Origin of the sequence: Sphingobacterium sp. HSC-15S19, assembly GCF_050433745.1 — a bacterium.
In the GTDB taxonomy this organism is placed as follows: Bacteria; Bacteroidota; Bacteroidia; order Sphingobacteriales; family Sphingobacteriaceae; genus Sphingobacterium; species Sphingobacterium siyangense.
In genome coordinates this window covers 107010-122636 of record NZ_JBNPWQ010000014.1, presented here as the reverse complement: position 1 = coordinate 122636, position 15627 = coordinate 107010, and the positions used below count along the sequence as shown (strand labels likewise).

Sequence of the window (15627 nt, the reverse complement as noted above, 5' to 3'; positions counted from 1 at the left end):
AAATGTAAGATTTTTTAAGACAATAATCGTTAATTTTTAGCAAGAAATTCCTTTACCTTCCCTAAAAACTGTGGCATTGCCGGATCCTCACCACTCAAGGATAAAATTTGGAAGTTCTGCGGATTTATCCATAGATAGCTTGGTGTACGATCTATACCAAAATCATTTTCCATCGTTGCCCGGTCGTTATAATTCAAAAAATAACTCTGCTTCCCTAGCGCCAGCTCCTTACTTGATTTGACCCATTTATCCAGATCCTTATCCCGTGAAAAATAGATAACCCTTACTCCCATAGCGTTCAATTGAGATTCTTTTTTCCGTAACATCTCCATATCGGCCTTGCTATTTGTATTGGAAGTTCTCCAAAACGCGGCAATCAGCATTTTAGCCTTTGAAATATTCTTTAAATTCAAACTATCCCGTTCTACATTCATCGGGCTAATAGCAGGAAATACAGGCATATTTTCATAGAAGTCTTTCACCCTATCGACCTTTTCGCGGGCAAATTTAACATAAGGATGCTTCTGCAAATCCGTATTAAAACTCAGCAATGCGGCATCGAATTTTTTATAATTCGTCTGATCCAAGGAGATGTATTTAAAAAAATAAGGCAATACTAAGGATGAACGGTGGGTACTATCGAGAATAAAATCGGCGTATAGTGTGCGTGGATTAAATGCGGCATTACCGCTTAAGCGCTGTATTTCATCCACTGTTTTTTCATAGGAACCATCATTTCTTGCAGCCATCGAAGGCAACTGACTCTCCAGCTGCCTTACCCGTTGGCTTTTATTTGCTGTTTTATTTTTTTCCTCCTCTTCACGCTGTTTATAGTTCGCATTGAACTGTATGAAATCCTTGGCATTCTGCGAAGAGGTTGTCAAGGTAAACTTACCCTGATTTTCACTCAGATCATAGTCACTCCCGCCTTCGACAAATAATGTATAGGCCTCCATACCCTTTATCTGAATATCATAAAATCCGGCCATGGCTAGTTCGCCTTCCAAAACAAATTGCCCATTAGCAACCTGTGTTTTTACAAATTGCTGCAGTTTATTGTCGTGATCGACGAGGCTCACCTGAGTCCCGTCCCCGGCAGTGGTTTTTCCGGTTATCTTATAGCTAAAACTATTCAACAAGGCGGCTGTCTTCGCCGATTCGGACTTTTGTGTACAGGCTGTTGCCCCCAAGGCCAGCACAGAAATCAAGCAAAAATATTTAACGAACTTCATAATCTTTATAGTTTCCGTTTTCAAATAGACGAAGCTTTCCTTTTTTACCTTTAATCTGCAAGGCGGAAACCTTTCCATTTTCCCACTTGATGTCTACGGTATAGTTTCCACGGGTTTTAAGTCCCTTAACTTCACCCTTTGACCAGGCTTTAGGTAGCGCAGGTAATAGATGGATATAACCATTGTGGCTCTGTATCAACATCTCGGCAATCCCGGCTGCGCCGCCGAAGTTTCCATCGATCTGAAAAGGCGGATGCGCACAGAACAAATTAGGGTAGGTACCTGCCCCGACTCCCTGATAGGTTGTTTCATTGGTAAAAGCGGGCTTAAGCAACTGCCTTAGAATTTCGAGTGCATGATCACCATCCTGTAATCTCGCCCAAAATAATATTTTCCAGGCTCTAGACCAGCCGGTTCCTTCATCGCCACGTACAGCTAAAGTCTTACGTGCTGCGTCAGCCCATTCAGGTGTCGTCTGTGGCGAGATAAATGCCGCGGGATACAGACCATATAAATGTGATACATGTCGATGTTTAGGTTCAACTTCCTGATAGTCCTCGAGCCATTCCATTACGCGCCCCGATGGGCTAACAACTACAGGCGGAGGGACATCCTTCAGCTTCGCTTTCAAGGCGCCGGCAAAACTGTCGTTCGTCGTAAGGATAGAATCAGCTTTGATCACCGCCTGGTATAACTCCCGTACGATCTGGTTATCAATGGTAGGTCCCATCACAACCGCAGCAACTTTTCCATTGGCCATTCGGAAAGCATTTTCCGGCGACACCGACGGTGAAGTGACCCACCATCCTGTTTTAGGGTCCTGAACCAATGTATGATCGTAGAACTCTGCCGCTCCTTTGAGTATCGGATAAATCTCTTTGAGGTAATTTTTATCCCCGGTAAACAGATAATGTTCCCAGAGATGGTTACATAGCCAGCCTGAGGCCGTACTCGCTCCCCAGGAAGCCTGCTCACCCGGAGCGGAATACCCCCAGATATTCGTCATCATATAGACCACCCAACCCGGTGCGTTATAGTAAGCCTTTGCTGTCTGCTCGCCAGTTTTTGCAATCCGCTTTATCATTTCAATAAAAGGCTTATGATATTCGCTCAGGTTATTGACCTCCACGCCCCAATGATTCATCTGTGCATTGATATTGAGATGATAGTCACCATTCCAAGGTGTATTGATCTGATTAGCCCATAGTCCCTGTAGGTTTGGCGGGAGCGCTTTTGTATTTTTCGGAGCAGCACTTGAAATATTCAAATACCTTCCATACTGATAATAAATCGTGGCCAGATCAGGGTCCTGAACTGGATTTTTATAGAAATTGGCAATCCGTTCATTGGTAGGGATAGCGTTATTCGCCTTATTTCCAAACAAATTAAGATTTACCCGATTAAAGATTTCTTGATAGGCAGCAAGATGGTTTTTATATATTTTCTGTTCGTCAGCAGTTTTTGCGGCTGCAACAGCCGCTTTGACAACAGGTAAGGGGTCCTTTCCATAATAGGAAGTACTTGCTGAGAAATAGATCGTAAGACCGCCTTTTGCAGACAGCTCTAAGGTTTTATCCTTTTTGCTGATCTGCAGATTTTTACCTTTAATCTGAATTAATCCAACGAATTTCAGATTTTTACCTCCCTTTCCATCAGGCAAAAATCCCTCGATCAGAATCCCATCGTCCAACAAGGTGTAACGGTCAATATTTTCCTGGCGCTGGAATGATATGCCTAACTGCTGTACCTCATCGTTATGTTGGTTCAATTGGATAATACCTACATTATTGTCAAAAGAAGTATAATAACGACGTTGGAACTGTTGTCCGTTTATCTTGAATGAAGTTTGTGCAGAGGCCGTCGCTAAGTCGAGGGAACGCTTGTAACCTTCGATCGTTCCAGCAGGCAATTTATAATCGAGTATAAGGTTGCCGAATAGCTGATAACAGCCGTAGGGAACCGTTGCCCCATTACCAAAACCCGACCCCTTGCCTTTGGTCACAAAAGTTTCATTGACCAGTTTTTCGGCTTCATCATTTTTACCAGCTTTAAGCAGTGCCTGAATGGCTTCAACATTTTTGTAGGCTTCATAATTATTGGGATCTTCTGGACTGCCCGACCACATACTGATCTCGTTGAGCACGATTTTTTCCTGACTAGGATTTCCATCTGGCATCATGCCGATGAGTCCATTTCCCAATGGCAGAGTTTCTTCCCAAACCTTCGCGGGCTTATTATACCAAAGTACGAGTGGATTTTGTTGGGCAAAAAGCAAAGTGGTATGACATATACATACCACGATAAGCATTAAAAATTTATTTGCCATACAATTCAAGTTCCGCTATGGCCAATTCATTGCCGTCGATAAATTGTTTTGGTTCAAATTTGATAAACTTGGTTGCGCTGTTCGTATCAAAAAACACCTGTTGCAAAATTGGATTTGCCTTAATATTGGAAAACTCGCCCTCTTTAACAAGGGTCCATGTTTTTCCGTTGGTACTGGTTGATATTTTATAATGTGTTGGTGTCCCTATGTTCTTTCCATCCTGACGAGGAAGGAAGCCGATACCAGAAACAGGTTTGTCTGTAGCGACAACGATTACACCTTGATCGGCAACAGTCGCAAAAGTACCTGGTTTTCCGTCAGATATATAAGCATTATTATTGGATCTACCTGTCGAAATCTTAAATCCAGTAAGCTTTTTCACCTCTTTGGTATTAAATGCAAAAGGCTCGTTATACTCCTTGAACAATCCAAAATCACTGAGCGTAATCGCTACAGGAGCATAAACATGAAGACGTAATTTACTTGCAGTTTGAGGTTGCTCGAGTTTGATGAGGCGGTTTGCGCCGATACTTGTTGCTTTGGCCAAAGGCTTCCAGCTGTTATTTTCCCAACGTTCAATCGAAACACTATCGATACGTTGTCCCAACTTAATATTCTCTCTCAACTGAATAAGGTCGAACTTCGCTGGGGATTTTAATTTTATTTCCAATGTAGCCGATGTTTTGGAATCGTCTGTTGCCCAATAGCTATAGCGGTCGTTATCGGTAATAAATGAAGTACCATAGGATTTCGAATCACTATTACGGGTATTGGATGCCGTGATGGTCGCTCCTTTGGCTAAATTGGTACGGAAAGTTTCCTTCACTTTTTTTCCAAAAGCCTGCAGCGACTTCACATCATTCTCATGTAATGTACCAGAAGGCATCGGTGCTAAGCCAAGATTCATACATGCTCCCCTTCCCACTGATTTTAAATAGATCTCAAAAAGCTGATTGGGTGTTTTTACACGGCTATCTTGTTCTTCATGATAAAACCATCCCGGACGTTGTGGCACGTCACATTCAGCAGGTATCCAATATTTACCATTACGGTCGCCCGTTTCGGCATTGTGTGATTCTGTCGCTCCGGGTACAGCGACTTTTCCATTTAAGCCAATCGGCGTAAATGTTGCCCATGATGTTTCGGCAGCAAATCCTTTCTCATTACCCACCCAACGCATATCGGGACCGATATCTGAGAAAATAACGGCTTCAGGCTGTAATTTTCGTACAATAGGCCAAGTTTTCTCATGCCACTCATAGTAAGTTGTTCGATCGATGATACGCTTCCCTTCATGTCCGCCATAAAAGCCATCACCGCCATTTGCTCCGTCGTGCCATGACGTAAACAATGGGCCATAATTGCTCATCAGTTCGGTCAGCTGCTGTCTGTAGGCATCGGCATAGGCCGGTGTGCCGTAACGCTCATCGTGACGGTCCCAAGCAGAAAGATATACACCAAATTTCATCCCATTGCGATGGGTCGCTTGCATAAAATCTTTGACCATATCACCTTTCCCGTTTTCCCACGGTGAAGAAGCGATACTATAGGATGTTGTATTGGTTGGCCACAAACAGAATCCGTCATGGTGCTTTGCTACACTAATTAAACCCCTGAAACCACCTGCTGCAGCTGCCTTAGCAATTTGATTTGCATCAAAAGCCGAAGGATTAAACAATGAGGGCTGTGCATCCCCATAGCCCCACTCCTTATTTTGGAAAGTTGTCGGCGTATAATGAATCAAACAATACGTTTCCATCTCTTGCCACTTTAATTGACGCTCGGTTGGCAAGGCCCCGTAAGCTTTTAAAGTATCTGATTTGGCGACAGGCCCGCTGGAAAGTAAAATGGAGGATAACAAGATTGTCAACATAGTCTATATTTATGTGCTAGAAAATTAGGTTGTAAAGCCCTAAGATAAGAAGTTTTGCAAAATGCTGTATGTAACATTTGCGTACAAAACCGACCGATGCTCAGCTCCAATAGGATAAATCCCAGGTCAAATCGTATTTTTTGTTCAAATCAATCGATTGATTAAAATATGCAAAACATGAATGCTGTAATAATACTTGGCACTAGTAGAAAAATGTTCAGCACATGCGGCCCCGCCAGTTTGAACCCGCTCGCCAGTTTCAGAAATCGAAACTGTATTTTTTCTTAAATAATTGTTTGTCGACAAGGCTCGGGGGAGAAACTCTTCCAGCACCATAAATCCTTTGATCTCATTAGGCTTGGCATCATAGTCACTAAATATCTGAACAGTTTTAAAAGCTGAATTAGGATAACTTACAACGAGGCTATCTAGGTTCTTCGCTGAATTAAAATAGAACGTTTTTTAGGACCTGAGTTGCTCGTCGACGTAGCTGTACTCCCCTTTTAGCAAATCACCTATGTATTGATAAGTTCGACAATTTTCCCGCCCTCAAATAATAACTTCTGTCTGTCTGAAAATATAAGTTCCTTATTAAAACTCTTTTTTTCAAGTATCATCCGATTTCCGTTTACACGAACGTCCCAGTACACCTTATCCGTAAAAAAGGGGGCAAATCCGTTCGTGGTAGGTATCTCTAAAAATCCTCCTATAATGCGATCCAATTGTTTCCCACGATAACTCAATTTCATTTCGTTCACGTTAGACATAAATAATTCAGCGGTAGATGACTCTAGATACAAGATCGGAATTTGCATTGGTCTTTGTCAAAAGTTCCTTCCTCATCCTTTGAACAGGAAAAGCAAAGCACTAGGAATATAGTACAAGGCAAAAGCCATATTTTTTTCATAAAATGGGTTATTTCATTGCTAATTATACAAATATAAAAATTTCATCTCGTACCTTTACACATCATGAAACAAGATCAATCTAAAATCATACGTGAACAGGTCGATCGTTCAGCACTTCGCGAACATTCGACTCCTTTATACCTTACATCAAGTTTTATCTTCGACAGCGCTGAACAAGGTCGGGCGGTCTTTGCTGGCGAAGAGGATGCAATGATTTATTCCCGCTATGCTAATCCAAATACTTCAGAATTCATCAACAAAGTTTGTATTCTTGAAGGTGCAGAAGCAGGATTGTCTTTTGCGTCAGGTATGGCAGCAGTATTTGCCTCCTTTGCAGGAATTATCGAAAGTGGAGACCATATTGTCTCTTCACGTGCAATATTCGGTTCTACACATCAGCTCTTCACAGAACTATTCCCACGTTGGGGTGTGACCACGACTTATGTAGACGCCGCTAATCCCGAAGAATGGGAAAAAGCAATTCAGCCGAATACGAAAATCATCTTTTTAGAATCGCCATCCAACCCAGGTCTGGAATTGGTTGATTTGGAATGGTTGGGTAAATTCAAGGAGAAATATCCTCATATCATTCTGTCGATCGACAACTGCTTTGCCACACCTTATCTTCAGAAACCGATTCAATATGGATTTGACCTGGTTATCCATTCGGCGACCAAATATATGGATGGACAGGGTCGTGTTTTGGGCGGTATTGTTGTCGGAAAACAAGAGCTTATCGATAAATTGATGTTCTTTATCCGTCATACAGGCCCCGCATTATCGCCTTTCAATGCCTGGATCATATCAAAAAGTTTAGACACGTTGGGCATCCGTATGGATCGCCATTGTTCTAACGCATTGGCTTTGGCCGAGGCATTGGAAAATCATGCGGAAATTGAGGATGTAAAATATCCATTTTTACCAAGCCATCCACAATATGAGCTGGCCAAGAAACAAATGAAAGCTGGTGGCGGTATTGTAACCTTTGTTGTCAAAGGTGGTTTTGAGCGAGCAAAAGCCTTTGTAGATCATTTGGAAATGATTTTATATACCTCTAATTTAGGAGATTCAAGATCAATCGCAACGCATCCAGCTTCCACAACACACTCAAAATTGTCGGAAGATGAACGCTTGAACTTAGGCATCAAACCGGGTAGCATTCGGCTGTCTGTGGGTCTGGAAGATCAACAAGATATCATCAACGACATCTTGCAAGCATTAGAAAAAACAAAATAAAAATTCGCTTTGTTATAGTTAGCGAATATACATCAACTAAAAAAGCCTTTGCATAACATAAGCAAAGGCTTTTTAGATTATTCCAAAGTTATTCTTAATTCAAAGATGCGATCGCTGCCGCATAGTTTGGCTCGTCAGCAATTTCTGCAACTTGCTCTTCATACAACACTTTTCCAGTTTCATCCAATGTAATGACAACACGGCTCAACAAACCTGCCAACGGTCCATCGGCGATAGCCAGTTGATAAGCATCTGAAAAGTTTGAATCTTTATACTCCGATAATGTCACCACATTATTTAGACCTTCTGCTGCACAAAAACGACCTTGTGCAAAAGGTAGATCTTTCGATATACATAACACAACAGTATTATCTAACTGCGATGCTTCTTTATTAAATGCACGTACGGAAGCGGCACAAGTTCCGGTATCTAAACTAGGGAAAATATTTAATACAATTTTTTTTCCTTTGAAATCCGCTAGAGATTTATCGGAAAGATCGCCTGCAGTTAATTTAAAATCAGGAGCTTGCTCGCCAACCTGTGGTAAACTGCCTTTCGTGTTTACTGGATTGCCTTTAAAAGTGATTGTAGCCATATAATATGATCGTTTAATTTTTAGTATCCTTGCACTTAAAGGTACGAGCAAAAAAAATATTACACAACATTTATTAATTTTAGTCAAACATTTATTATGTTAGCATTGTATTTGAAAGAGGAATGTTAACCAAAAATAAACACTAGTATGAAGAAACTGCTATTTTCAATACTTTGTGCAAGTCCGTCACTCCTGTTTGCACAAGGATCTCAAGTGAATCTACAAAGTCCCAAAGCTGTGGGAATGGGGGGAGCAGGTTCTGCTTACTTTTTAGATGAGTCTTCCATTTTTTATAGTCCGGGTGCTTTAGCAAAAATGGACCATAACGCTATTTCAGTTGCCGGTAATGCCGTGATGTACAAATCTGCCTTTCAAGAGGTCGGCAGTACAGTTGTTTATCATACTAGAAATCAGATTTCAACTCCTTTTTCATTATTTGCTGCATTCGGCCCTAAAAACTCCTGGTGGAAAGCCGGTATTGGAGTATACACACCTTACGGTGGGGCCGTCGATTGGGGGAAAGATTGGGTAGGTAAATTCAGTTTGGTTAGCCTTTCGCTTCGTGCAATCTATATTCAGCCTACATTAAGTTTCAAACTGACTGAAAATTTTAGTGTCGGTGGCGGTTTTGTATACAACATTGGTACGGTAGACCTCGAGAATTCTGTTCCAGTATTTTACCCAGATGGTCACGCCGGATTGGCGACCCTAAAAGGAACCGGAACTGGTACGGGTTATAACGTTGGTATCCATTATAACCTAGAAGACGAATTCGCCATATCGGTAAGTTACCGTTCTAAAGTTGTCACTAAACTTAAAAATGGTGATGCAACTTTTGACGTGCCTGAATCGGTGGCTAGTAATTTCCCTGCAGGTAACAAATTCAGTGCTGAGCTACCGCTTCCTTCGACATTTGCCGCAGGCATCGCCTTCCCTATTTCGGAGAAATTGAAGATGGCTCTTGATGCAACGCTCATCAACTACGACATATATAAAGCCCTAGATTTCGATTACAAAGAAAACACACCTGTATTGCAAGATACCCATTCACCAAAAAAATACGATAAAGCAGGATCTATTAAAGCAGGATTGGAGTACATTGCTTCTGACTGCCTGCAATTGCGTATAGGTGGCGGTGTGATAGCGACACCGGTACAACAGAGCGCCTATGTCTATCCTGAGACACCCGATAACACGAGATATTTGATATCTGGAGGTTTTACGGTAAAACCATCACCAAAAATTGACGTCACAGGTTCGTTTGCTTACCAACGCATTGTGGCTCGTCCGTCAACTAATGTGGAGAGCCATCTTTCAGGTACATATGTGACAAATATTTTTGCTCCCGGTATTGGTGTAAGCTATAAATGGTAATTAACAGCCAAATTTGACTAAGATGAAAAAAAACAAACTTTATATAGCTGCGGCGTTAGCACTTTTTGCGATCGCCTCATGTAAACCTACATTGGACGAATATACGCCTTCGGCAGGATCGCTTAATTTTTCAAAATATGTTGCCATCGGAAATTCATTGACAGCAGGTTATGCAGATGGAGGACTCTACTTAGAGGGCCAAAAGGTGGCTTACCCCAATTTAATTGCAGAGCAATTAAAACAAGTGGGTGGTGGTGAGTTCAAATCGCCATTTTTCAGTGAAGATCAAGCCAATGGTTCTGGTTATATTACACTTACAGCGCTCGTCAATGGCCAGCCAGTAACGGCACAGGTAACGGATAAATTGGCCTACCGTTCTGCTTCACCAAAATTATTGACAAAATATACCGACCCGATTAACAACCTTGGCGTACCGGGCATGCGTATGGACCTTTCTAGAGTAGCAGGTATGGGTTCGTCCGCCGGAAACATGTATTTTGAGCGCTTGCTGCCCGATGCAGATGCAATGAAAACGTACTTCACTTATTCCACGACTCAAAACCACACCTTCTTTAGTTTTGCGCTTGGAAATAATGATGCGCTCGGCTGGGCGACTAACGGTGGTGTTGTAGATGGACCGACAACTGTGTTGACAGAAACGGCTCAGTTTACTGCGATTCTCAATGGCTATGTACAGGCACTGACTGAGGGGGATAGAAAAGGAGTACTAGCAACAATTCCAGATGTAACAGCAACACCCTATTTTACAACGGTAACCCGTGCTGCTTTATTGGCTGCTGTGAATGCAACAAATCCGCCGACACCGGTAACAAATATCTACATAGCAACCAAGTCAGGTCCCCGTGCTGCTACTGATCAAGATTATTTTTTGCTCCCTTTCTCTTCAACAGGATTATTGGGGAAACCAAATGCGGCACAAATTCCGTACGGCTTACACCCGCTGAACCCCGTGGAAGACAAATACGTGCTTGATGTAAGCGAAACAGCAACGGTCGTACAACGTATCAACGAGTATAATGCTGCTATCAAAGCTGCTGCAAATTCAAAAGGTCTAGCTTTAGCTGATGTGCATGAATTCTTGAATAATGTAAAAGGAGGTGTTCGTATCAACGGACTAGCGGTGAGTGCAAAATACATTACCGGAAATGCATTCTCTTTAGATGGTATTCACTTAACACCAATTGGAAACGCCCTAATGGCGAACATCTTTATCAGCGCCATCAATTCTAAATATGGCTCAAAGATTCCACAGGTTGATGTAGCGAAATATCGCGGTGTCAAACTACCCGATACCGTCACAAAATAAACAGTGATCAACATACTGACAAAAGGCAGACAAATAATCGTCTGCCTTTTTTGTATATTTCCTCTATAAATAAGTTCCTCAATAGGCAGAGGAGAGATCGATAAATTACTTTTATATACTACGCAATTATATTGCATATAAAAGGTAATTTATCTAAGTTTGTTTAGTATAGATTGAACAGAAAAAAACTCGTTTCACGTTCCACAGCCTAAACGAGCAAAAAAAGAATAAAATAAGATGAAAATCAAATTAAACCGTGTCAACCAAGCTGTGCATTTCGAAGCCAGCAGTGAATTATCCCCTGTCAAAGTCAACATCGATGGCTCGGAAGCTATCGGCGGCGAAGGAAAAGGTGTTCGTCCAATGGAATTGGTTTTAATGGCACTGGGTTCTTGTAGCGTCTTTGACCTCCATAGCATACTGGTAAAACAACGCCAGCAAATTGACGATATCCAGGTCGAAGTGGAAGGGAAACGACGCGAAGAAATCCCGCAGGTATTTACAGATATCCACATCAATTTTTTCCTAAAAGGCGAAATTGATGAGCTAAAAGCAGCTAAAGCGGCTGAACTGGCCGTTAAAAAATATTGCTCAGTACATGATATGCTTGCCGCTGGCGGTATTAATATCACGTATTCACTGAAAATAAACTAAGAAATACTTTCCTTGCATCTGATAATCCTCCACATCGCATGTGGAGGATTATTGTTTTTGATCCATGCGGTATTTATTCTCTTTTACAGGCGTATGGAGAATATAACCAAGGAAATAGAATCTGCAGCAGGATTTGACTTTGCCAAAATTAACCGAATTACAAGCGGTTCTGCTCTTCTGTTCTTGTGGGCTGATTGCTGCTCTTGACTTTCTGGTTTCCAAAATGATACCGCAGCGTTAGATTCACCTTTCTAGTATCGCGGTAATCTTTATAAAAGTTGTTTTGGTCACCATATTTGGATGATATCGTCATTTTTTCTGTTTTGAAAATGTCCATAAATGAGAGATTCACTTCAAATTTCTTTTTAAAGAATTTTCGATTTGTCATCACATAGGTACTTGAATACCCTGTAATATGAAATGGCCCCTGTATCGTGGGTGATGTAAATGTATTAACCAGTTCAAGGTTCCAACCGGCATCCTTATTCAGCACATAGTTGGTGCTTACGTTTCCGTTGCCGATATACACATCATTCTTGTGCAATACGTCATCAGTACCCATAAAGTAATTCTGGTTATACATCCCCTCTAGCTGCAGATTCAATCCCCAGCGCCCGGTCAGCTGAAAACTCTTTCCTAAGTCTATCCCTGCCCCTTGTCCTTTCTTGATATTGGTATATTGGAAAATAAGTTGGTGATTGTTGTTATCTTGGCGGGAAATTTCCATATTCGGCCACTTCTCAAATCGGTAGAATAAATCGATATTCCAGTTGTTTTTTGTCCAGGTCAGATTCAGGTTATGAACGATCGTCGCCCTTAAACGTGGATCTCCCTGAAAATAGGAAAAGCGATTATAGTAGGACTTAGCCGGATTAAGCCAGGAGTATGCTGGGCGACTAATACGCTTTCCATAGGAAAAACCAAACTGCTGATCGTCAGTCAAGGCATATTGCATGTAAAATGTCGGAAAGAGCACAAAATAATCACGCTTATTGATATCAGCTGGTTCGGATACAATACCTTCCAAATCGGTATATTCTCCCCTTAGACCTGCTTTCCAGCTCCATTTTTTCCAGGCATAGTCCAATGAGCCATACAAAGCCGCACTACGTTCTTTGTAATCAAACACACTACTTTTATCAGGCCTTTGCTTGAGCTCTCCTGATTCATCATCAAAGAAAGCAAGGGTACTCCTCGTTTTCACATCGCTAAATTTTCCACCAAACTCCAGCCCCAGCATCTTTATTTTTCCGGCGAAATCTATCTGTGAAGAAAAAAGCCGATTTTTATTTCCATTATTACTGATAAATCGGGTATCTGTCGGTTCCTCCTCCTTAAATCGCAGTGCCGTCAGCACGTCTTGATCATTTGTCGAATGATTGTCAGTGAAGTAGGATGACCAATTTATGCTCCACCTGGAATTAAGCTTCTTTGTTACCTGAAGGTAGAGGTTATTCGTTTTTGTCGATCGTTGATGATCATTAGTGGTAAAATAACTAGACTCCTGTACATGATTTTTATCGTATATAATGGTGGGCACTTCATAAATACCATAGGTTTTCGGTCCGTAATATCCATTTAGTCCAGCATTAACCGTCCAGGTTGTATCGGGTGTATAGTCTATCGAAAACACATAGCTGTTCTGACTGTTATTGGTATCAAATCGATCCATGACACCTTCCCATGAGGTTTGCTCATTCGGATAATAAACATAATTCGTTTCATAGCGTGCGTAAGTCCCTCGTCCGAAATTATAAGTACCTCGAAGATTGAATTTTTCATTTTTATAATACTGGGTCAGTCCAAACAGTTGCTTCCAGGTACTGCTTTTTTCGGCCAATGCAACCACCGTGCCTCTATAGCCATATAGGCTGGATTTGGAAAGTTTAATATTGATAATCGTGCTTCCCTCAGCTTCATATTTTGCAGGTGGATTGGTAATAACCTCTATCGATTGCACGTCGCTACCTGCTGTATTCTCCAGATAGATTTTCAGTTCGTCCCCCGTGAGCATTACTTTTCGATCATTAATGAGGACAACAATATTTTTGTTCCCCCGGACCATTAAATCCGCACCATTCACCATCACCAATGGCGTACGCTTCAAAATATCCCAGCTATTGAGTGCTGAAAGATTGGAATTCTGAACGTTGAACTCTAAGCGATCCAACTTGCGGATCAATCGGGGAGCTCGACCCACGACCTGTGCTTCTTCGAGTACCTTTGCTTCGGGAAGGAGCTCAAGTAACAAAGGGCGTGAAATGGTATCGCTGCGAAAAAAAAGTTCCTGAGACTTGAAGTTCAGATAGGTTGTCCGTAGATAGTATCCACTCGGATGATCCAGCGTAACTACAAATTTTCCAAAATGGTCAGTCTTCACTTCACGGATCTCTTGATAGTTGCTATCCAATAGCATAACGGTCGCACCCGCCAGCACAATTTTGTTTGCATCCTGTACTTGTCCCCCGATTTGTTTAGTCTGCGCCGAAAGCAACAGGGGGAAAGTCAGAAAAAATAGGATCAATTTCATGTACAAATAATTAGTCTTTTAATTCTAGTATAGCTTATCCGCATTATTCTATTTGACAATCGCGGCCATTTCATACTGATATGCTATGCTTCAAAAGTGTCTATAGTGACGGCAAATAATGGTTAATAAAGGGTTAATACTGGGTTAAGGTATATTATCTTAGCCCTCAGCAGTTATATTTGTATATGGAATTGAAGCCCAAAAGTTATATCGTTCTCTTTACATTATTTTTTGCCGTTCTTATCGGCATACAGAGCTATCAATTACACAACACCTATCAGCTCAAACAACGCGATATTTTTACCACGGTGAAAAATAAGCTGAGCAAGCTCCATGAAAATGATAGGCTTTTTGATGATGATTTAATGAGCAAAGACATTGCAAGAGATTACTACATCAAATTGGTTAAACATGAGATAACGGCCGAAAAACTAAAAGAGCTATACCGCACAAACGCCCATAAAACATCCCAAAAGCTTACACGATACGTCGACAGCTTATTTAAACCCTTGGGAATGGATGTTATCCTGAAAAAGGAAATTTTGGGTATCTACTTTAAGAACCTAGAAAAACAGATTGCGGCTGGTCCAATCACGGTTTACATAACGAATGGGACATTTCGTCAGCCTGTAGAACTCTCTTCAAGCGAGTGGATAACAGAAAAAACGGAAACACAGAAAGTCAAAGACAGTATCCAAAGCAGGGAGATCTTGTACACCTTTTTTGTTCACCGGAAGACTTCCTTTGAGGTGACAAATCTCAACTGGATATTGTTCAGGGAACTCACTTCGCTTCTACTGAGCACCCTATTTATTCTGGCCGCTTTTCTTTGGCTTTTTTATAGAACCATTCAGAATCTCAGAAAACAGCAGAAACAGATCACTGTACTGCACGATGTCGTCGACAATATTTCACATGAACTCAAAACACCTATTGCAACCCTGAAAATTGCTGCTAAAACACTTCGGAAATCAACAGACGAAAGCATTATAACCGTCATTGAACGACAAGTAAATCGCTTGGAACAAACCCTTGATCCACTTAACGAAAATCTTCAAACTATTGATCAGCCTCCTGTTAAAAGCACAGAACTACAAGCTATTTTCGACGATTTTCAACTGACCAACTCCGCTATTGCATTCCAATTAAGTCTCTTGCCTGACGGCAAACTATGCCTGAGCCCAAATGATGCGACAACACTATTTCAGAACCTGATGAACAATGCCGTAAAATATGGTGCAACTTGGATTAATATCTCTTTTGAGGATCAGAAAGGCAAACTCTCGGTTTATATACAGGATAACGGTTACGGCATGGAGGAGTCCGAGCTACCCTATATTTTCGACAAGTTTTACCGCATACAAAAAGACAATGTTCACGACACCAAAGGCCTGGGAATAGGTCTTTTCCTTGTAAAAAAAATCGTCGATCGTTATCACGGACAACTTACTGTAACCAGCGAACCCAATGTCGGGACTACGTTTAAAATCCAGCTGCCGCATGCGCTTGTCCCATCATCGGAAATATGACCAAAAACAAGGATAAGCTGTGAAAAGACAATAGACGGCCATA

Annotated in this window: 11 protein-coding genes; 5 read left to right on the top strand and 6 right to left on the bottom strand. The window is 41.5% G+C overall.

All coding sequences use genetic code 11. The annotated features are described in order from the left end of the window. Nucleotides 1-29: 29 nt before the first annotated feature. The 4 genes from L1283_RS13410 to L1283_RS13395 all read right to left on the bottom strand — a co-directional run bounded on the left by L1283_RS13410 (nucleotide 30) and on the right by L1283_RS13395 (nucleotide 6246). Nucleotides 30-1232, bottom strand: a complete 1203-nt coding sequence (locus L1283_RS13410) for a DUF4369 domain-containing protein (RefSeq protein WP_429626259.1) — start codon at nucleotides 1230-1232, stop codon at nucleotides 30-32. Further along, the gene (locus L1283_RS13405; RefSeq protein ID WP_429626258.1) at nucleotides 1219-3558 is read right to left on the bottom strand and encodes a glycoside hydrolase family 95 protein; all 2340 of its coding nucleotides are present in this window, start codon (nucleotides 3556-3558) and stop codon (nucleotides 1219-1221) included. The genes L1283_RS13410 and L1283_RS13405 overlap by 14 nt, the downstream gene beginning before the upstream one ends. Continuing rightward, on the bottom strand, nucleotides 3548-5431 hold the full coding sequence (locus L1283_RS13400) for an alpha-L-fucosidase (RefSeq protein WP_429626257.1): 1884 nt from the start codon (nucleotides 5429-5431) through the stop codon (nucleotides 3548-3550). Before L1283_RS13400 ends, L1283_RS13405 begins: the two co-directional genes overlap by 11 nt. A gap of 515 nt (nucleotides 5432-5946) precedes the next feature. After that, complete coding sequence (locus tag L1283_RS13395; RefSeq protein ID WP_145327499.1) at nucleotides 5947-6246, bottom strand: hypothetical protein; 300 nt, start codon at nucleotides 6244-6246, stop codon at nucleotides 5947-5949. A 156-nt stretch (nucleotides 6247-6402) separates the two neighbouring features. Between L1283_RS13395 and L1283_RS13390 the strand changes: the two genes are divergently transcribed. Then, the gene (locus L1283_RS13390) at nucleotides 6403-7575 is read left to right on the top strand and encodes a trans-sulfuration enzyme family protein (protein WP_075994398.1); all 1173 of its coding nucleotides are present in this window, start codon (nucleotides 6403-6405) and stop codon (nucleotides 7573-7575) included. A gap of 94 nt (nucleotides 7576-7669) precedes the next feature. Here L1283_RS13390 and tpx read toward each other — a convergent pair whose 3' ends face one another. Continuing rightward, nucleotides 7670-8170, bottom strand: coding sequence for a thiol peroxidase (gene tpx, locus L1283_RS13385; protein ID WP_429626256.1), 501 nt, complete (start codon nucleotides 8168-8170; stop codon nucleotides 7670-7672). A 147-nt stretch (nucleotides 8171-8317) separates the two neighbouring features. Between tpx and L1283_RS13380 the strand changes: the two genes are divergently transcribed. The 3 genes from L1283_RS13380 to L1283_RS13370 all read left to right on the top strand — a co-directional run bounded on the left by L1283_RS13380 (nucleotide 8318) and on the right by L1283_RS13370 (nucleotide 11525). Then, nucleotides 8318-9544 carry an OmpP1/FadL family transporter gene (locus tag L1283_RS13380; RefSeq protein WP_429626255.1) on the top strand — a complete coding sequence of 409 codons (1227 nt, stop codon included), beginning with the start codon at nucleotides 8318-8320 and terminating at the stop codon, nucleotides 9542-9544. Between the two features lie 22 nt (nucleotides 9545-9566). Continuing rightward, entirely contained in the window at nucleotides 9567-10871 is a 1305-nt protein-coding gene (locus L1283_RS13375) for an SGNH/GDSL hydrolase family protein (RefSeq protein WP_429626254.1), read from the top strand. Nucleotides 10872-11108: 237 nt separating this feature from the next. Beyond that, nucleotides 11109-11525, top strand: coding sequence for an OsmC family protein (locus L1283_RS13370; protein WP_046673691.1), 417 nt, complete (start codon nucleotides 11109-11111; stop codon nucleotides 11523-11525). Nucleotides 11526-11682: 157 nt separating this feature from the next. Here the strand turns inward: L1283_RS13370 and L1283_RS13365 are convergent, their stop codons facing one another. Continuing rightward, on the bottom strand, nucleotides 11683-14055 hold the full coding sequence (locus L1283_RS13365; protein ID WP_429626253.1) for an outer membrane beta-barrel family protein: 2373 nt from the start codon (nucleotides 14053-14055) through the stop codon (nucleotides 11683-11685). A gap of 185 nt (nucleotides 14056-14240) precedes the next feature. Between L1283_RS13365 and L1283_RS13360 the strand changes: the two genes are divergently transcribed. Next, complete coding sequence (locus tag L1283_RS13360; RefSeq protein ID WP_286848302.1) at nucleotides 14241-15584, top strand: sensor histidine kinase; 1344 nt, start codon at nucleotides 14241-14243, stop codon at nucleotides 15582-15584. Nucleotides 15585-15627: the final 43 nt, after the last annotated feature.

Bases quoted from the DNA above. Each gene is read 5' to 3' on its own strand.
- L1283_RS13375 (WP_429626254.1), top strand. From the start codon at position 9,567: ATGAAAAAAAACAAACTTTATATAGCTGCGGCGTTAGCACTTTTTGCG.
- L1283_RS13395 (WP_145327499.1), bottom strand. From the start codon at position 6,246: ATGCAAATTCCGATCTTGTATCTAGAGTCATCTACCGCTGAATTATTT.
- L1283_RS13405 (WP_429626258.1), bottom strand. From the start codon at position 3,558: ATGGCAAATAAATTTTTAATGCTTATCGTGGTATGTATATGTCATACC.
- L1283_RS13370 (WP_046673691.1), top strand. From the start codon at position 11,109: ATGAAAATCAAATTAAACCGTGTCAACCAAGCTGTGCATTTCGAAGCC.
- tpx (WP_429626256.1), bottom strand. From the start codon at position 8,170: ATGGCTACAATCACTTTTAAAGGCAATCCAGTAAACACGAAAGGCAGT.
- L1283_RS13410 (WP_429626259.1), bottom strand. From the start codon at position 1,232: ATGAAGTTCGTTAAATATTTTTGCTTGATTTCTGTGCTGGCCTTGGGG.
- L1283_RS13400 (WP_429626257.1), bottom strand. From the start codon at position 5,431: ATGTTGACAATCTTGTTATCCTCCATTTTACTTTCCAGCGGGCCTGTC.
- L1283_RS13365 (WP_429626253.1), bottom strand. From the start codon at position 14,055: ATGAAATTGATCCTATTTTTTCTGACTTTCCCCCTGTTGCTTTCGGCG.
- L1283_RS13360 (WP_286848302.1), top strand. From the start codon at position 14,241: ATGGAATTGAAGCCCAAAAGTTATATCGTTCTCTTTACATTATTTTTT.
- L1283_RS13390 (WP_075994398.1), top strand. From the start codon at position 6,403: ATGAAACAAGATCAATCTAAAATCATACGTGAACAGGTCGATCGTTCA.
- L1283_RS13380 (WP_429626255.1), top strand. From the start codon at position 8,318: ATGAAGAAACTGCTATTTTCAATACTTTGTGCAAGTCCGTCACTCCTG.